17 protein-coding genes, 1 pseudogene and 1 riboswitch are annotated in these 17,974 nt (G+C 63.8%); of the genes and pseudogenes, 12 read left to right on the plus strand and 6 right to left on the minus strand.

Features of this window, described 5'->3' with window-relative positions:
* Nucleotides 1-51: 51 nt before the first annotated feature.
* Complete coding sequence (locus tag ACLGL5_RS17730) at nt 52-1,035, plus strand: hypothetical protein (protein ID WP_019856970.1); 984 nt, start codon at nt 52-54, stop codon at nt 1,033-1,035.
* A 167-nt stretch (nt 1,036-1,202) separates the two neighbouring features.
* Here ACLGL5_RS17730 and bluB read toward each other — a convergent pair.
* Nucleotides 1,203-1,781, minus strand: a pseudogene (gene bluB / locus ACLGL5_RS17735) (5,6-dimethylbenzimidazole synthase); the annotation flags it as partial.
* 101 nt (nt 1,782-1,882) lie between these two features.
* Nucleotides 1,883-2,062, minus strand: a riboswitch (cobalamin riboswitch).
* Nucleotides 2,063-2,183: 121 nt separating this feature from the next.
* On the opposite strand from bluB, the gene ACLGL5_RS17740 reads away from it, so the two are divergent.
* From ACLGL5_RS17740 to ACLGL5_RS17765, 6 genes are all read left to right on the plus strand, one after another.
* The gene (locus tag ACLGL5_RS17740; protein WP_019856973.1) at nt 2,184-3,110 is read left to right on the plus strand and encodes a histone deacetylase family protein; all 927 of its coding nucleotides are present in this window, start codon (nt 2,184-2,186) and stop codon (nt 3,108-3,110) included.
* A gap of 3 nt (nt 3,111-3,113) precedes the next feature.
* The gene (locus ACLGL5_RS17745; protein WP_027046614.1) at nt 3,114-3,365 is read left to right on the plus strand and encodes an exodeoxyribonuclease VII small subunit; all 252 of its coding nucleotides are present in this window, start codon (nt 3,114-3,116) and stop codon (nt 3,363-3,365) included.
* Between the two features lie 99 nt (nt 3,366-3,464).
* A complete protein-coding gene (locus ACLGL5_RS17750; RefSeq protein WP_010914875.1) occupies nt 3,465-3,731 on the plus strand; it encodes a DUF2277 domain-containing protein in 267 nt (88 codons plus the stop codon).
* Nucleotides 3,732-3,771: 40 nt separating this feature from the next.
* The gene (locus tag ACLGL5_RS17755; protein WP_069091672.1) at nt 3,772-4,692 is read left to right on the plus strand and encodes a pirin family protein; all 921 of its coding nucleotides are present in this window, start codon (nt 3,772-3,774) and stop codon (nt 4,690-4,692) included.
* Between the two features lie 101 nt (nt 4,693-4,793).
* A complete protein-coding gene (gene dxs, locus ACLGL5_RS17760) occupies nt 4,794-6,707 on the plus strand; it encodes a 1-deoxy-D-xylulose-5-phosphate synthase (protein ID WP_069091673.1) in 1,914 nt (637 codons plus the stop codon).
* 148 nt (nt 6,708-6,855) lie between these two features.
* Complete coding sequence (locus ACLGL5_RS17765) at nt 6,856-7,149, plus strand: hypothetical protein (protein ID WP_069091674.1); 294 nt, start codon at nt 6,856-6,858, stop codon at nt 7,147-7,149.
* Here ACLGL5_RS17765 and ACLGL5_RS17770 read toward each other — a convergent pair.
* Nucleotides 7,146-7,547, minus strand: coding sequence for a GFA family protein (locus ACLGL5_RS17770; protein ID WP_019856978.1), 402 nt, complete (start codon nt 7,545-7,547; stop codon nt 7,146-7,148). The two genes, ACLGL5_RS17765 and ACLGL5_RS17770, sit on opposite strands and share 4 nt — an antisense overlap.
* Before the next feature lie 173 nt (nt 7,548-7,720).
* On the opposite strand from ACLGL5_RS17770, the gene ACLGL5_RS17775 reads away from it, so the two are divergent.
* From ACLGL5_RS17775 to ACLGL5_RS17790, 4 genes are all read left to right on the plus strand, one after another.
* Entirely contained in the window at nt 7,721-8,485 is a 765-nt protein-coding gene (locus ACLGL5_RS17775) for a TlyA family RNA methyltransferase (protein WP_069091675.1), read from the plus strand.
* Nucleotides 8,482-9,720 (plus strand): class I SAM-dependent RNA methyltransferase, encoded by a 1,239-nt coding sequence (locus tag ACLGL5_RS17780; RefSeq protein WP_069091676.1) that lies wholly within the window; start codon nt 8,482-8,484, stop codon nt 9,718-9,720. The genes ACLGL5_RS17775 and ACLGL5_RS17780 overlap by 4 nt, the downstream gene beginning before the upstream one ends.
* Nucleotides 9,721-9,861: 141 nt before the next feature.
* Nucleotides 9,862-12,432, plus strand: a complete 2,571-nt coding sequence (locus ACLGL5_RS17785; RefSeq protein ID WP_494372942.1) for a caspase family protein — start codon at nt 9,862-9,864, stop codon at nt 12,430-12,432.
* A gap of 243 nt (nt 12,433-12,675) precedes the next feature.
* Entirely contained in the window at nt 12,676-12,945 is a 270-nt protein-coding gene (locus ACLGL5_RS17790; protein WP_069091678.1) for a hypothetical protein, read from the plus strand.
* A gap of 117 nt (nt 12,946-13,062) precedes the next feature.
* Here ACLGL5_RS17790 and ACLGL5_RS17795 read toward each other — a convergent pair whose 3' ends face one another.
* The 4 genes from ACLGL5_RS17795 to ACLGL5_RS17810 all read right to left on the minus strand — a co-directional run bounded on the left by ACLGL5_RS17795 (nt 13,063) and on the right by ACLGL5_RS17810 (nt 16,684).
* The gene (locus ACLGL5_RS17795; protein ID WP_171903324.1) at nt 13,063-13,737 is read right to left on the minus strand and encodes a transglutaminase-like cysteine peptidase; all 675 of its coding nucleotides are present in this window, start codon (nt 13,735-13,737) and stop codon (nt 13,063-13,065) included.
* A 393-nt stretch (nt 13,738-14,130) separates the two neighbouring features.
* On the minus strand, nt 14,131-14,487 hold the full coding sequence (locus ACLGL5_RS17800; RefSeq protein WP_494372943.1) for a Sir2 family NAD-dependent protein deacetylase: 357 nt from the start codon (nt 14,485-14,487) through the stop codon (nt 14,131-14,133).
* Between the two features lie 64 nt (nt 14,488-14,551).
* Nucleotides 14,552-15,964, minus strand: a complete 1,413-nt coding sequence (tldD, locus tag ACLGL5_RS17805; RefSeq protein WP_019856987.1) for a metalloprotease TldD — start codon at nt 15,962-15,964, stop codon at nt 14,552-14,554.
* A gap of 159 nt (nt 15,965-16,123) precedes the next feature.
* Complete coding sequence (locus ACLGL5_RS17810; protein ID WP_027046616.1) at nt 16,124-16,684, minus strand: invasion associated locus B family protein; 561 nt, start codon at nt 16,682-16,684, stop codon at nt 16,124-16,126.
* Between the two features lie 376 nt (nt 16,685-17,060).
* Here ACLGL5_RS17810 and coxB point away from each other — a divergent pair, with 376 nt between their 5' ends.
* Nucleotides 17,061-17,945, plus strand: coding sequence for a cytochrome c oxidase subunit II (gene coxB, locus ACLGL5_RS17815; protein WP_027046617.1), 885 nt, complete (start codon nt 17,061-17,063; stop codon nt 17,943-17,945).
* The last annotated feature ends 29 nt before the right edge of the window (nt 17,946-17,974 follow it).

Here is a 17,974-nt window from a genome sequence, read left to right on the forward strand (position 1 = left end):
TCCTCGGGGTGAGCGCATCCTTTCCAGCCATCTCTGAGGGGAGATTCGGGCATGTGGGATTTCGATATCGGCAGGTCGGTGTCCATCATGGTGCGGACCTGGCCTTTCATTGTCTTCCGCATGATCGTCTATTTCGGCATCACGCTGGCCTACATCATGGCGACCGGCACCGGCGCTTCCGTCGGCTATGGCGTCGGCCATATCTCCACCGATCCTGACGGGCCGATGTCCTTTGCCCTGTGGGGCGGGGTGGTCGGCTTCGGCGTGGTTTCGATCGCCGTCTATTGGATCCGCGAATACATCCTCTATGTCGTCAAGGCCGGCCATATCGCCGTGATGGTCCATCTGATTGATGGCCGGGATGTTCCCGACGGCCAGAACCAGATCGCCTATGCCAGGCAGGTCGTGACCGAGCGCTTCGCCGAGGCCAACATCCTTTTCGTCGTCGACCAGCTGGTCAAGGGCGCCATCCGCGCCATCACCGGCCTGCTCGGCGGCATCGCCGCCTTCCTGCCCATTCCGGGGCTGAGTGGCCTGGTCTCCTTCATCAACACGGTGATCCGCCTGTCACTCACCTATGTCGACGAGATCATCCTCGGCTACAACATCCGCATCAATTCGTCCTCACCGTTCGAAACCGCTCGGCAAGGCGTGGTGCTCTACGCCCAGAACGGCAAGACCATGATCAAGAACGCCGTCTGGCTGGCGGTCATCATGTGGGGTGTCTCCTTCGTCATCTTCCTGCTGATGCTGGCCCCGGCCGCCGCCATTCTTTTCCTCATGCCAGGGCAACTCGCCGGCTGGGCTTTCGTGCTCGCCATCGTCTTTGCCTGGGCCTTCAAGGCGGCCTTCATCGAGCCCTTCGCCATCGCCTGCCTGATGCAGGTCTATTTCAAGACCATCGCCGGCCAGGTGCCTGATCCGGCCTGGGATGCCCGGCTGGCCGAGGCGTCGTCGAAGTTCCGAGAGTTGAAGGACAAGGCGCTGGCCTCCTTTGGCGGCTCGCGCTGGGGCACGGCCGGCGCGACGCACTGATCGGCGGGATTCGCCTGCGCAGCAGCAACCGTGTTGAGGTGCGCCACCGCTGACTTGAGTGGCGTCTCTCCTTGCCCGCAAAAAGTCTCGCTCATGATCAGATCGGGCAGCGGCAGCCGCCGGCCCCAGCCATGCGTTTCCAGGTCCGGTTTGGATGCGAACTCGGAAACCCGGCCGACGCAGAGATATGCGATCGGCGTCACGTGCTCGGGAATGGACAGCAGGCTCTTCAACGCTTGCGGCTCGATGATGCTGACCCAGCCGACGCCGACGCCTTCGGCACGCGCGGCCAGCCAGAAATTCTGCACCGCGCAGACCGTGCTGTAGAGATCCATCTCCGGATTGTGCCAACGTCCCAGCGGCGAGTTTTTTGAGCGCTCGCGGTCGCAGGTGATGCAGATGTTGAGGGCGCTTTCGCAGATGCCTTCAAGCTTGAGCTTGCGGTAGAGCGCCTGTCTTTCCACTTCGATTTCAGGCAATTCCTGCTCGCGCGCGGCCAGGAACAGGTCGCGCACATCAGCCCGTCGCGCGGCGTCGCGGATGACGATGAAATTCCACGGCTGCATGAAGCCGACCGACGGTGCATGGTGGGCGGCAAGCAGAAGCCGCGCCAGCACCGCGTCGTCGAGCCCGGTGGGCAGGAAATGGCTGCGCACGTCGCGCCGCGTGAACATGGCGCGGTAAACCGCGTCGCGCGCCATCTGGTCAAATCCATCACCCATAGCAGCGGTCATGTGTTCCGGCATCGCTCGTCCCCTTGCGATTGCAATAGCTCCACACCGTCAGAGCGCACTTTGTGCATCCAAGCGGACGCACGTCGCTCTGATGCCGTCCGCCTGACCATGCGGATGACGATGCCTGCCAGGCCGGTCTTCTGGCTTGGGATCAACCCGCGTCCGGTGCCTTCCCGTCATCGACAGTGGCATTTACCGGCGCGGTCCCCCTCACAGCGTTGGGCACGCCACGGAATTCAACCGTGTTCCCGATTCTCCCGCTTGCGACGGGCACCAGGCAGTAGCGGTGACCTTACGCCGAAGGCTCGGCCGCGCCAATCCCCGCAGCGACGCCAATGGACGCAGGCGCGATTTTCCCCAGCCATCAAGCTGCAATGCATGGCCATCGCGGCGCCGGGGCACTAGATAGGGAGCATGACAACCCGTCTCTACACGCATCCGATCTTCCTCGAACACATCACACCGCCCGGTCACCCCGAGCGGCCGGACCGCCTGCGCGCCATCGAGCGCGTGCTCGACGACGAGGCTTTTGCCGCGCTCGATCGTGTCAAAGCGCCGGAGGGCGACGAGGCCACCATCCTCTACGCCCATCCCGCCGATTTCGTCGCCCGTGTGCGTGCCGCCATTCCCGAAGAGGGTATTGCCCGCATCGATGCCGACACCACCGCCAGCCCGAAGAGCTGGCAGGCGGTGATCGCCGCGATCGGCGCGGCCAACGCCGCCGTTGACGACGTCTTTGCAGGCCGCGCCGACAACGTCTTCGTCGCCGCAAGGCCGCCCGGCCACCATGCCGAAAAGACCACCGCAATGGGCTTCTGCTTCTTCAACACGGCGGCGATTGCGGCGCGCTATGCGCAGAAGAAGCATGGCGCCGAGCGTGTCGCCGTCGTCGACTGGGACGTCCATCACGGCAACGGCACGCAGGATATTTTCTGGGACGATCCCTCGGTTCTCTATTGCTCGACGCACCAGATGCCGCTTTATCCCGGCACTGGCGCGAAGACCGAGACCGGCGCCGGCAACATCGTCAATGCACCCTTGGCGCCGCAGACCGGCAGTGAGGTGTTTCGCGATGCCTTCCTGTCGCGGGTGCTGCCGTCGCTCGACAATTTCGCGCCCGATCTGATCATCATTTCGGCCGGTTTCGACGCGCATCACCGCGATCCGCTGGCCGAGATCAATCTGACCGAGGACGATTTCGACTGGGCGACCGGCCAGCTGATGCAGCGCGCCGCGCGCCACAGCGGCAACCGGCTCGTCAGCCTGCTCGAGGGCGGCTACGATCTGCAGGGACTGGCATTTTCGGTCGCCGCCCATGTCGGGCGACTGATGAAAGGATGAATGATGGCTGGTGAAACCAACGAAGACGTCAAGGCGATGAGCTTCGAACAGGCACTCGACGCGTTGGAGAAGATCGTCGATGATCTGGAGCGTGGCGACGTGCCGCTCGACCAGTCGATCAAGATCTACGAGCGCGGCGAGGCGCTGAAGGCGCATTGCGACCGGCTGCTGAAGGCCGCCGAAGACAAGGTCGAGAAGATCAGGCTGTCGCGCGACGGCAAGCCGGTCGGAACCGAGCCGCTCGACGCGGATTGAGGCGCGGAGTAGCCTTACCGGTTTTTGGACACGATCAAGGTTGAGGATTAAGCTCGTCCCGATTGAAACGGCTCCAGGACAAGAGGAGATACGGAAGCGATGTGCAGAAACATCAAGACCCTGTTCAATTTTGACCCGCCGGCAACCAATGACGAAGTGCGCGACGCGGCCCTTCAGTTCGTTCGCAAGCTGAGCGGAACGACACGGCCCTCGAAACAGAACCAGCATGCGTTCGATCACGCCGTCGAAGCCATTGCGGCATCGGCGCGCGAACTTCTCGATTCGCTCGAAACCAATCAGCACCCGCGCAACCGCGAAGAGGTGGCGGCCAAACTGCGGGCAAAAGCGGCGATCCGCTTTGCCTGATGCGGCCAGAGCGGTCCTCGACCGCTGACAAGGAGAGCCCATGAGCTTCTTTCCCGGAAAAGACCCTGAAGCCGGCGACGCCTTTGCCAGCGACCAGATCGAACTGATGGTCATCCCGAATGCCAAGGACATTGGCGGCTTCGAGGTGCGCCGCGCTCTGCCGACCGCCAGGCGGCGGCTGGTCGGGCCATTCATCTTCTTCGATCGCATGGGTCCGGCGATCCTGCGGGCAGGCCAGGCTCTCGATGTCCGTCCTCACCCACATATCGGCCTGTCGACGGTGACTTATCTGTTCGACGGCAAGATCCGTCATCGCGATTCCCTGGGCACCGAAATGGTGATCCAGCCGGGCGACGTGAATTTGATGACCGCCGGCCGCGGCATCGTCCACTCCGAGCGCACGCCGGAGGAATTGCGTGGAGCGCCGATGTCGATCTCCGGCCTGCAAACATGGCTCGCCTTGCCCGATGGCAAGGAGGAAGTGGCCCCGGTCTTCGAGAACACCGCTGCCTTGCGGCTGCCCGAGATCGATGCCGAAGGCGTCCGCGGCCGCATCGTCGTCGGCGATTTTCAAGGGTTGCGCTCCCCCGTGAGAGCCGATTCCGAGACACTGTACGCCGACCTTAGGCTGGCGCCGGGCGCCAGTATAAAGATTCCCGCCGACGCGGAAGAGCGCGCCATCTACACGCTGGAAGGCGAGGTCGCGATTTCGGGCGACGTCTTTCCGGCAGAGCGGTTGCTGGTGTTCCGGCCCGGTGACGAGATCATCATATCGTCGCAAACCGGTGCGCATTTCATGCTTTTCGGCGGAGCCTCGCTTGGCTCGCAGCGCTACATCTGGTGGAATTTCGTCTCCTCGTCGAAGGAGCGCATCGAACAGGCCAAGCAGGAATGGAAGACGGGACGCTTCGATATCGTTCCTGGAGATGAGAAAGAGTTCATCCCGCTGCCGGAAAGCTGAGGAAATCGGCGAGGGGATCTGATTGATCCGCGTCACCGACACGCATTTACTTTCGCCGGCCGGCGGCTTATCCCGCCGTTGAACAGAAAGCCTGAGCACCCGTGAACGCAACGCCGCATACGCCGCTTCTCGACAAGGTCCGCATTCCGGCGGATCTGCGCGCGCTTGACGAGAGCGAATTGCCGCAACTGGCGTCCGAGCTTCGCCTCGAACTGGTCGACGCGGTGTCGCGCACCGGCGGCCATCTCGGCGCCGGCCTCGGCGTGGTCGAACTGACGGTGGCGCTGCATTACGTCTTCAACACGCCGGACGATCGGCTGATCTGGGATGTCGGCCACCAGGCCTATCCGCACAAGATCCTGACCGGCCGCCGCGACCGCATCCGCACATTGCGCCAGGAGGGCGGCCTGTCCGGCTTCACCCGCCGTGCCGAAAGCGAATACGATCCCTTCGGCGCCGCCCACTCCTCGACATCGATCTCTGCCGGCCTCGGCATGGCCGCCGCCCGCGACCTCTCCGGCGGCCACAACAACGTCATCGCCGTCATCGGCGACGGCGCCATGTCGGCCGGCATGGCCTATGAGGCGATGAACAATGCCGGCGCGCTCGATGCCCGACTCATCGTCATCCTCAACGACAATGACATGTCGATCGCGCCGCCGACGGGCGCGATGAGCGCCTATCTGGCGCGGCTCGCCTCGGGCAAGGCTTATGCCGGCCTTCGCGACTTCGGCAAGAAGCTGACATCCTATCTCGGTAAGCGCGCCGATCGTGCGATCACAAGGGCGGTTGAGCATGCGCGCGGCTACGTCACCGGCGGCACGCTGTTCGAGGAGCTCGGCTTCTACCACATCGGCCCGATCGACGGTCACAATCTCGAGCATCTGATCCCTGTGCTGAAGAATGTCCGCGACAATGGCGAAGGCCCGGTGCTGATCCATGTCGTCACCCAGAAGGGCAAGGGCTATGCGCCGGCGGAAGCCGCCGCGGACAAGTATCACGGCGTCAACAAGTTCGACGTCATCACCGGCGCGCAGGCCAAGGCGCCGGCCAACGCACCGGCCTACACCAAGGTGTTCGCCGAGAGCCTGATCCAGGAAGCCCGCGAGGACGACCGCATCGTCGCTGTCACTGCCGCCATGCCGAGCGGCACAGGGCTTGATCTGTTCGGCGAAGTGTTCCCGTCACGGACCTTCGATGTCGGCATTGCCGAACAGCATGCTGTGACCTTCGCTGCCGGTCTCGCGACCGAAGGCTACAAGCCGTTCGCGGCGATCTATTCGACCTTCCTGCAACGCGCCTATGACCAGGTCGTCCATGACGTCGCGATCCAGAAACTGCCGGTGCGCTTCCCGATCGACCGCGCCGGCTTCGTCGGCGCCGATGGCGCCACCCATTGCGGCGCCTTCGACACCACCTTCCTGGCAAGCCTGCCGGGCTTTGTCGTGATGGCGGCGGCTGACGAGGCGGAACTGCGCCATATGGTGCGCACCGCCGCAAGATATGATGACGGCCCGATCGCCTTCCGCTATCCGCGCGGCAATGGCGTCGGCGTCGACATGCCGGAGCGCGGCTCGGTTCTCGAACTCGGCAAGGGCCGCATCGTCAGGGAAGGCACAAAGGTGGCGCTGTTGTCCTTCGGCACGCGCCTGCAGGATTGCCTGATAGCTGCCGAGGAACTCGGCGCGGCCGGGCTTTCCACCACCGTTGCCGATGCCCGCTTCGCCAAGCCGCTCGACGAGGATTTGATCCGCCGGCTGGCCCGCTCGCACGAGGTTCTGGTCACGGTGGAGGAGGGCGCCATTGGCGGCTTCGCCAGCCATGTGCTGCAGTTCCTTGCCCATGAGGGATTGCTGGAAAGCGGCCTGAAGGTGCGCCCGCTGGTGCTGCCTGACGTGTTCACTGATCACGCCAAGCCGGAAAAAATGTATGCCGATGCCGGGCTCGATGCCACCGGCATCGTGCGCACCGTTTTCACCGCGCTCGATCATACGGCCCGCGCCCAGCGCGCCTGACTCAAAATCTGAAGCGCTTGAATCAGTTTGCCGGCTTGATTTCGTAACGCATTGTTAACACTGCCGTTTGGCGTTTTGCTTACCGTGTCCCTTGGCCGTTTTTCAACGGCGCCCTGCTAGATCGGCGTCAGGCAGGGAGACAAGAACAATGAAGACGCTTCTGTGCGGCGTGGCCCTCTTGGCCACCATAGTCGCGCCGGCCGCCGCCGAGACGCGCTATGATCGCAATCTCGAAAAGGCGGCGCTGGGCATCGTTGCCAGCAAGATGGGTGATATCCGCGGCGGCTTTTCCTACAAGCAGGTGCCGCAGCTTGTGGTCTTGCCGGATCATGTTCCGCCGCCTGCCAATGCCACCGAGCATCCTGCTGTGCAGGCATCGGGGGGTCGCGACGACGGTTTGTCTCCGGCCGTCGAGCGCCAAGTGTCCCGCACCATCTTCTAGAACCACATGTCGCGCACGCAACGCCCGTCGCGGGGCAGGTCGTCATATGTGTCGAGGCCATCGAAATGGTCGATAGGCAGATCGGCGACCGCCTCGGGTGGCGCCAGCCTTACATTGACGGCGATGCGTGTGCGACCAGATTCCTCGGCGCGCAAACCACGCCAGGCGAGCACGCAGGCGCAGGTCGGGCAGAACAGGATTTCGAGCGACGGTGTGGCCTTTCCGGCGCGCGTATAGCTGTCCGTCGGGCCCGAAACGCGAATGCGTTCGTCGACATAGTCGTAGGCCCAGAGCACGCCATAGCGACGGCAGAGCGTGCAGTTGCAGGCCGTCACCGGCCCGGGATCGCCTTCCAGGGTCCAGTGGGTTGCGCCACAATGGCAGGTTCCCGTCAGCATTCGTTCCTCCTCCGAGTTCTGACAGCAAACGGCTCTCCTCCCTAACATTGTGCCGGACCCAAAGCGATTCCAGCAAGCCCCGGGGCGGCTTGACCCATTCGCCTGCGTGCGAGGATGTTCTTCGTCCGTCCCAATGTCCTTGCCTTCGCTGCCGGCTTTCGCCATGAAGGCCGATGAACTCGCCTCTGCCAGCCAGCACACGCCAGCGGCTCGACGACCTGCTCGTCCAGCGCGGCCTGTTTGCCAGCCGTTCGCGTGCCCGCGACGCGGTCGAGCGTGGCACGGTGACGGTTGACGGCACCATTGCCCGTAAACCCGGTCAGAACGTTTCGCAGCAATGCCTGGTTGCCATCGATGATCCGGCGCAAGGCTATGTCTCGCGCGCGGCGCTGAAGCTCATCGGCGGGCTCGATCACTTCAGCCTCGATCCGGCCGGCCGCGAGGCCCTCGACATCGGCGCGTCGACCGGTGGCTTCACCCAGGTGCTGCTGGAGCGTGGTGCCTCCCATGTCACCGCGATCGACGTCGGGCACGGCCAGATGCATCCCGATGTCGGCAAGGACCCGCGCGTGACGGTTATCGAGGGACTGAATGCCCGTGACCTCACCGCCGCGGATCTTGCCGGCCGCATTCCGGATTTCATCGTCTCCGACGTCAGCTTCATCTCGCTGAGACTGGCGCTGCCGCCGGCGCTTGCGATTGCCGAACCTGGGGCTGCCGCGGTCTTTCTGGTCAAGCCGCAATTCGAGGCGGGTCGCGAGGCGATCGGCAAGGGCGGCCTGTTGAAGGACCCCTTCGATGCCGCCCGCGTCGCCGGCCTGCTGCAGGATTGGCTGGACGCCGTTCCGGGCTGGCGTTCGCTCGGCCTGCATCTGTCGCCGATCGAAGGCGGCGACGGCAATCGCGAATTCCTGCTTGGTGGGATCAAGGATCGATGAGCGCGCGCTTCACCATCAAAAAGCTTGGCGCCCAGGGTGACGGCATTGCCGAAACCGAAAGCGGCGATCTGTTCATCCCCTTCACGCTGCCCGGCGAGACCGTTACCGCCGCGCGCGAACGGGATCGTGCAGCGCTGATGGCGGTGCTGGCAGCCTCGCCGCTGCGCATCGAACCCGCCTGCCGCCATTTCACCGAATGCGGCGGCTGCGCCCTCCAGCATTTCGAGGCCGAAGCCTATCGCCAGTGGAAGCGCGAGAAGGTGGTGCACGCCCTGAAGGGCATCGATTGCGGCATTGACGAACTGGTCGCCTGCGCGCCGCACACGCGCCGCCGCGTCGTGCTTGCCGCCCGACGCAGCGAGACGGGCATGCTGCTCGGCTTCAATCGCCATTTGTCACCGGAAATCATTTCCATATCGGAATGTCCGATCTCGCTGCCCGAGATCGTCGCAGCACTCGACCGGTTGAGGGCGCTCGCCGACTTGATATGCGCCACCACCAAATCGTTCCGGATGGCGGTCACGGTGACGGGTTCCGGCCTCGACGTCGCGGTGCATGAGTCCGGCAAGCTCGGCGAACACCAGCGCCGCATCGCCTCCAATTTTGTCCTGGCGCAAGGCTTTGCCAGGCTGTCCATCGATGACGAGATCGTCATCGAGCCGAGGAAGCCCGTGGTGATGTTCGGCAGCGTCGCTGTCGCCGTGCCGCCCGGCGCCTTCCTGCAGGCGACCGAGGCAGCCGAGCAGGCCATGGCCGAGATCGTAGGCACGCATCTGAAACGCGCCAAGAAGGTCGCCGATCTTTTCGCCGGTTGCGGCAGCTTTGCCTTGCGGTTGGCCGCCAAGTCGGAAGTCCATGCGGTTGAGGGCGATGCGGCGGCTCTCTCGGCGCTCGATCGGGGGGCACGATTCGCGACCGGCCTGAAGCGGGTGACGGGCGAGCGCCGCGACCTGTTCCGCCGGCCGCTGACATTCAAGGAGTTGAACGCCTTCGACGGCCTTGTCTTCGATCCGCCGCGCGCGGGTGCCGAAGACCAGTCGAAGCAGATCGCCCGCTCGGATGTTCCCTTCGTTGCCGCGGTGTCCTGCAATCCGGTGACGCTGGCTCGCGACCTGCGCATCCTCATCGACGGCGGCTATCAACTGAAGAGCGTGACGCCGATCGACCAGTTCCTGTGGTCGCCCCATGTCGAGGCGGTCGCCCTGCTGGAAAAGCCCAGGAGAAGGCGCGGCTGAGACCGGCCCGTGATCACGTTTCGTTGAGACCGGGCACTTCGGCCTCTCCCGGCCCAAAGCGGCCGGATTGACGCCGCAAAGCCGCCTTCTTGTGCCAGCCTAGTCCGGTTGGGGCGGAAGATTCGGCACTCTCACTGACGGATGATCGTAATGCGGACGGTCTCGAAACTTCTCGCTTTCTTCCTCGCCCTCTCCATTTTCGCGTTCGGGTCGACAGCCCTGGCGCTGGCGCAAAGCCAGAAGCGCCTTGCCTTCGTCATCGGCAACGCCGCCTATCCGGCGGGCGCGCTGGCGACGCCGGCCAACGATGCCGGCCTGATTGCCCAGACATTGCAAGCGGCGGGGTTCGACGTGGTCGGCGCGCGCGACGTCGACCAGGAATCGCTGCGCGGCGCCTATCGCGATTTCCTCGCCAAGGTGACGGCAGCCGGTCCCGACGCCGTGGTGTTTGTCTATCTGGCCGGCCAGGGCCTGCAGTTCGAGGGCGAGAACTATTTCGCGCCCGTCGATGCCCAGATCGCCAACGCCGCTGACGTGCCGATGGCCGCGGTGCGGATCTCCGACCTCACCAAGCCGCTTGCAGCGCTGCCGACCAAGGTCAACATCGTCGTGCTCGATGCGGCGCGGCCAAACTCCTTCGCCAAATCGAACCAGCCGCTGGCTGGCGGCCTTGCACTGGTCGATCCCGACCCGAACATGCTGATCGCCTTCAACGCCGCCCCGGGCACGGTCGCGCCGGAAGGCAAAGGACCTTACGGCGCCTATGCGCAGGCGCTTGCCGAGATGATCAGGGATGGCGGCCTGCAGCTTGGTGATGTTTTCGACCGCACGCGCCTGCGCGTCAACGAGGTGACGCAGGGTGCGGAGTTGCCCTGGAACGCCTCCAAGATCACGGAGCCTTTCGTCTTCTTCGACCGCGGGCCGGATGCCCCGCCGCAGCAGGTGTCGTCAGCCGAGGTCGGCGCCATGCGGACCAAGGAAATCCGCGACTTCGATGCGCATGATGCCTATATCGCGGCTCTCGATCGCGACACGATGCGTGGCTACGAGGATTTTCTGGTCGCCTATCCCCACGATCCGATGGCCAGGCGCGTGCGCGCGATCCTGGCGGCGCGGCGCGAGGCGATCACCTGGCGCCAGACCTGGCTGAGGGACACGCCCGAAGCCTACTGGTCCTATCTCGATCGCTATCCGCACGGTCCGCACGCCTGGGACGCAAGGCGCAGGCTCGAGCATTTCGACGCCGCGCTTGAACCGCCGCAGGGTTTTACCGTCTACGCCTACGACGTGCCGCCGCCACCGCCCGATGAGATCGTCTATGTCGACCGGCCCGTGCTCTATTTCGACGACCCGGAATTCGATTTCGCGCCACCGCCACCCGTGGCGGTCATCTTCCTGCCGCCGCGGCCGCGCGACTTCATTGAACTGGCACCGCCGCCGCCGCCAGTCGGAATCTTCCTTCTGCCGACGCCTGTTTTCGTGCCGGTGCCTGCTTGGGTGAACCCGCCGCGTGATATCTCCCCGCCGCCGAACGACGTCATCTTCAACAACATCCACAACACAACGATCATCAACAACACGACGATCAACGAGAACAACAACCAGGGCGGTGGCCTCACCACCGGCCAGAAACTGACTGCTGGCGCCGTGGGCCTGGGTGCGGCGGCGCTGGCAACGAAGGTCGCGTTGCCGGCCTTCCTGCAGAAAAAGGAAACCGTGCTGTCCAAGCAGAATCCCGGCGGCCTCCCGTTGAAGCCGGGGCAGGGTGGCCAGCAGCCGGGCGGTGTCACGCCGCTGTCGAAGACATTGCCTGCCAACAAGCTGACGGGTCATGCCTTGCCCGGCGCCGACGGCAACACGCTGCCGCTCGTCAATGGCAAGCCGGTGCTGAATGGGCAGAACCTGCCCAACAACCCGAATCTGCCGAAGCAGAACCCGGGCGGCCTCCCGCTGAAGCCGGGGCAGGGTGGCCAGCAGCCGGGCGGTGTCACGCCGCTGTCGAAGACATTGCCTGCCGACAAGCGGACGGGTCATGCCTTGCCCGGCGCCGACGGCAACACGCTGCCGCTCGTCAATGGCAAGCCGGTGCTCAATGGACAGAACCTGCCGAAGAACAAGTCCAGGAAGCTCCTGAACAATCAGGCCACGGCAGGTGGAAACGCCGTGACCGGCAACCCGGTGGTTAATGGGCAAAACGGGGCCAATGGCCAGGGCAATGGGCAAGGCCAGAATGGTACCGGCAAGACCGGCAAGGATGCCAAGTTGCGCAAGATCCCGGGCGCCAACGGCACGTCCGCGGCGAATGGGGTGAACAACCCACCAGCGCTTATTGGCCAGAATTCAGGCCAGAACCCGCCCAACGGCAAGTTCAAGAAGCTTCACAATCAGGGCGGCGGCCAGACGAACGGTCAGGCCAATGGGCAAGGCAATGGGGCACAGGGCAATGGCAACGGTCCCAAATTCCACAGTTTGCCTGCCAACGGAAATGGCGGTGGCAATGTCCAGCAGAAATTCAAGGTCAACAACGGCAACCCGCAGCTGAAGGTGCAGGGTCAGCCCAGGCCGCAGAGGCCGGAGTTCCACGCCCAGCCGAAGCAGCAAATGCAGCAGCAGGTGCAGCGGCAGGCACAGCCAAGGCCGCCGCAGCCGCAGCCGCCGGCCGTCAAGAAGCCATCTTGCGGGCACCCCAATGAGCCCGCTTGCAAGAAATAGCGCATGTCGGCCAGAGGTGGTTCGGCCTGGGTCGGGACATGCATGAGACAAAGGCTTGAAACGCGTCGCTGGTCGCGTTGTGTGAGGTAACCGGCTGTGTCGGCCGGCGACAAAAACATGGCTGGCCGTGACGGCTACCCGCGATCAGATCACAACTGCGTGGTTGGCCACGGCCAAGATTGCGCAGTGCCTCGGCCCGCTGGTACCCAGTCTGCGCCGGGGGGCCTTAACGGAGTGAGCACAATGAGGATTGCAAGCGTTCTGACGTCCATCGCCCTGGCCGGGTTCGTTGCGACGGGAGTCGCCGCGGCAGCGACGACAGCAGCGACCACGACTGCCCCGGCCGCCTCCACGGCCGCCCCGGCGAAGAAGTCGGCGGCCTCTGCCATGACGCCGGAGAAGACCGCGATTTCCAAGCAATGTTCCGCACTCGCGGACGCCAAGAAGCTCCACGGCAAGGCGCGCGAGAAGTTCCGGGCCGATTGCAAGAAGAACGGTGGCAAGGCCACCTGATCAACAGCTGATTTCGGCTATTGCCGCCAGCCTAGGCTGGCGGCAATTCCTTCATCCCGAGCGCTGAAACTCATCGGACGTCGGTGGCGCCTGGACTGCTACGGCCATAAAGGTTGCTCAATCTACGAGCTTGGCAACGTTCGTGAGGGTCTGCGGCGTGCCGCCCCGCTGGTTGATCGACACCCAGATATTCGGGTTCTGCTGCGACTGGCGTTTCACGAAGTAGTAGCCGGTCGCGTTCCACGGCCTGATTTCGTCGACCAGATTGTCCAGGACCAGATCGCCCTTGTCGGTTTTCACCGTCAGGATGGTGTGGCCTTCATTGTCGAGGTCGTGCACCACGGTCATCAGCAGCGCCTGCCGGGGGAACCCGGCCTCCTGAAGAAGCTTGCGCTTGTAGAGTGCGTAGATCTTGCAGTCACCCTTACCGTCAACCGGGTAATCCCAGTGGTCCGCCATCGTGCCCCAGTGGTCGAAATTGCTGACGGGCTTGATGGAACTGTTCGCCTTTTGATTTATCCGCTTCAGAGTGCGCAGGTTCTGCGCGGTCAGCTTGACGTTCGTGGCCGGCAGAGCGGGCACCTTGCACTCTTTTGGCCGGCGATGGCAGAAATCGACCCAGCCGTAGGGGACGCTGGTAGGACCACCGACCGTGACGGCAGAAGATTGCGTCGATCGTACTTTGAACCACGTCGACTGTGCTGATGCCGGAGCGGCTTGCAGCGCTGTCGCGCCGATCAACGAAACCAAGCCAAGCAGGATTGACGAAGTCAGGACCGAAGAATGCCGCATTGCCGAAACCACCATCGCAACGAGGAACTGGTGCTGCGTCGTGCGCAAAAAGGCAGCCCAGGCAGTTTAACAGTTACTAATTTCCTAATGCGAATTGTGTTCACTTCAAGGTGATGATCGCGGACGATCTGATTGGCATCAATCGCTAACGCGGCGTCGGGGTGCTTCGGCGAGCACCCCCGCATCCATTTCTCCCAGCGTCTTCGGTTTGGCCCTCCGGGGCAGGGACGCGAACACGTCCTCAGGCCGCGTTAAAGGAAGGACCGGAGCAGCTTGTGTGACTTGATCATCGGATGAACTGACGGCTTTGAGCTTTTTTCCGTTGACCATCATAGTTCCTCTCTCGATATACGCGGATATTGATCGCCCCGATTTCCGAGGCGACACGGCCTGTCAGCCGACGCCCGAAAGAATCCGCCCCACGAAAGCCGGCACCACTTGTGTCGCCGGTCCTTCCAACTGTTCGTCGAAGCGGGAGGCCCAGCCGGCGCACTTTAGGTTGAGTTCGATCGTCACGGCGCCGGCGGCGCGCGCCTCCTCGGCGGCGTTCGGCCCGACACTGTCCATCTGCCGCCGCCGCATGTTGTAGAAATCCTGCACCTTGGCGGAGTCGCGAGCAAAGCCTTCGGGCGTCGCAACGTCCTCAAGGTTGAATTTGGCCCAGACGCCATCGGGATCGCGAAAGGTCGCGACGCCCAATTCCGCCGAAATGCCGGCGCCCGTCAGGATGACGATCTTGGATCTGGACATTGTCAGGCCGCCCCAACTCGGAAACATCACTTTGGCGGGCGATGTTACCGGAACGGCCCGAGCCTCAAACCCTGGTGCCGCCCACCGTCATCTGGTTCATCCTGAGATGCGGCTGGCCGACGCCGACCGGCACGCCCTGTCCGGCCTTGCCGCACATGCCGATGCCATTGTCGAGCTTCATGTCGTTGCCGACCATCGAGACGCGGTGCATGGCGTCGGGCCCGTTGCCGATCAGCATGGCGCCCTTGATCGGCTGCGTCACCTTGCCGTTCTCGATCATGTAGGCCTCGGTGCAGCCGAACACGAATTTGCCTGAGGTGATGTCGACCTGGCCGCCGCCGAAGGAGACGGCGTAGATGCCGTTCTTGACCGAGGCGATGATCTCGTCCGGTTCCATGTCGCCTGACGTCATGTAGGTGTTGGTCATGCGCGGCATCGGTTGGTGCGCGTAGCCTTCGCGCCTTCCGTTGCCGGTGGCTTTCATGCCCATCAGTCGTGCGTTCTGCCGGTCCTGCATGTAGCCGACCAGTTTGCCGTCCTGGATCAGCACGTTGCGGGCCGAGGGCGTGCCTTCATCGTCGACGGTGAGCGAGCCGCGCCGCTCCGGGATGGTGCCGTCGTCGACGACGGTGACGCCCTTGGCGGCGACCTGCTGGCCCAGCAGGCCGGCGAAGGCCGAGGTCTTCTTGCGGTTGAAATCGCCTTCCAGCCCGTGCCCGACGGCCTCGTGCAGCATGACGCCCGGCCAGCCGCTGGACAGCACGATGTCGAATGTGCCGGCCGGAGCTGGGATGGCCTCGAGATTGACCAGCGCCTGCCTCAGCGCTTCCTTGGCGGCATGCTTCCAGCTGTCCTCGATCAGGAAGTCGCCGAATGCCTTGCGTCCGCCCATGCCGTAGGAGCCGCTTTCCTGGCGGTCGCCGTCGCCGACGACGACCGAGACGTTGATGCGGACCAGCGGCCTGATATCGCGCACCATCTGGCCGTCGGCGCGCACGATCTCGACATGCTGCCAGGACGCGGCGAGCGAGGCCGTCACCTGACGCACGCGTGGATCCTCGGCGCGCAGCCAGGCGTCGATTTCCTGCAGCAGCTTTGCCTTGGCCTCGAAGGAGGGCGAGGGGATCGGGTTCTCGTCGCCGTAGAGATGGCGGTTGGTGCGGGCGGGCGCGGCGGCAAGCGTACCGGAATAGCCGCCCTTGACCGTCGAGACGGCAGCGGCCGCGCGCAGCAGCGAGGCCTCGGAGAGGTCGCTCGAATGGGCGTAGCCGCTGGCTTCACCCGCGACGGCACGCAGGCCAAAGCCCTGGTCGGTGTTGAAATTGGCGGTCTTCAGCCGGCCATTGTCGAACATCAGCGCCTCGCTCTCGCTGTATTCGAGAAACAGTTCGCCGTCGTCGGCGCCGTTGATGGTGTCGGCGACGATCTGCTTGATGCGATCGTCGGAAATATCGAATTGGCCGATCAGGCTGTTCATGGCGCGTCCGTCCGTGGGAAGATTGCTTTCCCCCGATGTAGGCGCGAAGCCGCGCTCGCACAATCGGCAATGACGATCGGCGTCGGCGAATGACGACGGCCAGCCGATGCGGCATTCAGGAGAGCTGCGTCAGAACCTGGTTCTGCGCCAAGCTCGGGATCAGGGAAGGGCGGCGAAGCCGTCGGCAAAACCCTTGAGGTCGACAGGGATGCCGATGCCTTCTTCCGGCGTCTGGAAGACGATGAACGTCGCCGACGTGCCGGTCTTCAGCGTGTCGAGCAACGGCTTTTCGAGGATGACCTCGGCATAGCAGCCGTCCTGGAAGCAGCGCACGAAATAGGCGCGGCCAATGTCCTTTCCGTCGACATTGAGGCCGAGCCCGTTCGGCAAAAGCACGCCGAGCGGCGCCAGCACCCGCAGGATCTCGGCCTTGTTGTCGGCGGTGCGCAGCACGACCACCGACAGCCCCATCTCCGGACGGTCCTCGGCGACGACATTCTGCATCATCACGCATTGTTCGGAGGTGGCGCCCGCCGGCGTGTCGCAGATGATCGACCAGGCGCCATGCGTCGAGCGCACCGTGCCGCTCGGCTGGGCGGCATTGGCCTGACCGGCCACGAACAGACCGGCTGCGGACAAAGCGGCAAGAAACATGGCCTTGACCAAGGTGCTCGAAAGCTCCGGTCTCGTATGCCCCAGTCTCGAAAGCCAAGAGTTCATGACGGCTCCATTGCGAATCACGGCACTTTAAGCCGCGCCAATGCCAAGTAAAGGACGAGACCGCTGCCGAACTGTCCCGAAACAGGCAATACAGCGCTTTTCTCTGTCAAATTCGCCTGAATTACGACGCATCGCGCACCTCGCCAACATGAGGCGAGCAGCCTGCCGGACATACGCAATTCGCCGCCATCGCCGCTGCCCCGGAAGAGCCGTCTCACCTTGCGCGCAAAAATGCCGCACAGTTTCCTCCGCTCCTTTCTTGCGGAGGGAAAAAGAGTATGGTTTGAACCAGTTTGAGACTGTCGGGATTCCCGTCCCGGCATTGTTCGTTATTCTCGTTGGCACCGCCGCGAGGAACTGGGAGACGAAGAGGGCGATGAGAAATTTCCTAGCAGACGCCAAGTTTCTAGCCAGTGCTGGGGCTGCCACCGCGCTTTTCGCGGTCACGTCCGCCCATGCAGACCAGCCCGTGGCGTGGGAGACGACCTTCCAGGCGCCGGCGACCGACATGATGCGGCAGATCGAATGGTTCGGGAACTACACGATGTGGTTCATCGTCCCGATCACCATTCTGGTGCTGCTTCTCCTCGCCTACTGCATCGTCAGGTTCCGCGCGAGCGCAAACCCGGTTCCCTCCAAGACCAGCCACAACACGCTGATCGAGGTGATCTGGACCGTCGGCCCGGTCGTGATCCTGCTCTGTCTCGCCATCCCCTCGTTCCAGCTCCTGACCGCGCAGTACACTCCGCCGGAAGAAGCCAAGCTGACCGTCAAGGCGACCGGCAACCAGTGGAACTGGGACTATGAATACCAGACCGACAACACGCTCTCCTTCAATTCGGCCATCCTCCAGGATGGCGACCGCGCCAAGGCCGGCAAGGAGGATCGCAAGGTCTATCCGCGCCTGCTCGCCGTCGACAATGAGCTGGTGGTGCCGGTCAACACGATGACGCGCGTGCTCGTCACCGCGACCGACGTGATCCACTCCTTCGCCATGCCGTCCTTCGGCATCAAGATCGACGCCATTCCGGGGCGCACCAACGAGACCTGGTTCAAGGCGGAGAAGGAAGGCCTCTATTACGGTCAGTGCTCGCAGCTTTGCGGCAAGGACCACGCCTTCATGCCGATCGCCATTCGTGTCGTCTCCGACGCGCAGTTCAAGACCTGGCTGGCTGCGGCCAAGACCGATCTGCCCGGCGCCAACAAGACGCTGATGGCCGAGGTCGATGGCCAGAACAAGGTAGCGGCCGCCGGCAATTGATGCCGCGGGTTAGCAAGATTTAGGGAACG

The sequence above is a fragment of the Mesorhizobium sp. U510 genome (genome assembly GCF_059180695.1).

Bases quoted from the DNA above. Each gene is read 5' to 3' on its own strand.
- ACLGL5_RS17775 (WP_069091675.1), top strand. From the start codon at position 7,721: ATGAACTCGCCTCTGCCAGCCAGCACACGCCAGCGGCTCGACGACCTG.
- ACLGL5_RS17730 (WP_019856970.1), top strand. From the start codon at position 52: ATGTGGGATTTCGATATCGGCAGGTCGGTGTCCATCATGGTGCGGACC.
- ACLGL5_RS17790 (WP_069091678.1), top strand. From the start codon at position 12,676: ATGAGGATTGCAAGCGTTCTGACGTCCATCGCCCTGGCCGGGTTCGTT.
- ACLGL5_RS17745 (WP_027046614.1), top strand. From the start codon at position 3,114: ATGGCTGGTGAAACCAACGAAGACGTCAAGGCGATGAGCTTCGAACAG.
- ACLGL5_RS17770 (WP_019856978.1), bottom strand. From the start codon at position 7,547: ATGCTGACGGGAACCTGCCATTGTGGCGCAACCCACTGGACCCTGGAA.
- ACLGL5_RS17795 (WP_171903324.1), bottom strand. From the start codon at position 13,737: ATGCGGCATTCTTCGGTCCTGACTTCGTCAATCCTGCTTGGCTTGGTT.
- ACLGL5_RS17800 (WP_494372943.1), bottom strand. From the start codon at position 14,487: ATGTCCAGATCCAAGATCGTCATCCTGACGGGCGCCGGCATTTCGGCG.
- ACLGL5_RS17740 (WP_019856973.1), top strand. From the start codon at position 2,184: ATGACAACCCGTCTCTACACGCATCCGATCTTCCTCGAACACATCACA.
- coxB (WP_027046617.1), top strand. From the start codon at position 17,061: ATGAGAAATTTCCTAGCAGACGCCAAGTTTCTAGCCAGTGCTGGGGCT.
- ACLGL5_RS17785 (WP_494372942.1), top strand. From the start codon at position 9,862: ATGATCGTAATGCGGACGGTCTCGAAACTTCTCGCTTTCTTCCTCGCC.
- ACLGL5_RS17780 (WP_069091676.1), top strand. From the start codon at position 8,482: ATGAGCGCGCGCTTCACCATCAAAAAGCTTGGCGCCCAGGGTGACGGC.
- ACLGL5_RS17755 (WP_069091672.1), top strand. From the start codon at position 3,772: ATGAGCTTCTTTCCCGGAAAAGACCCTGAAGCCGGCGACGCCTTTGCC.
- tldD (WP_019856987.1), bottom strand. From the start codon at position 15,964: ATGAACAGCCTGATCGGCCAATTCGATATTTCCGACGATCGCATCAAG.
- ACLGL5_RS17810 (WP_027046616.1), bottom strand. From the start codon at position 16,684: ATGAACTCTTGGCTTTCGAGACTGGGGCATACGAGACCGGAGCTTTCG.
- ACLGL5_RS17765 (WP_069091674.1), top strand. From the start codon at position 6,856: ATGAAGACGCTTCTGTGCGGCGTGGCCCTCTTGGCCACCATAGTCGCG.
- ACLGL5_RS17750 (WP_010914875.1), top strand. From the start codon at position 3,465: ATGTGCAGAAACATCAAGACCCTGTTCAATTTTGACCCGCCGGCAACC.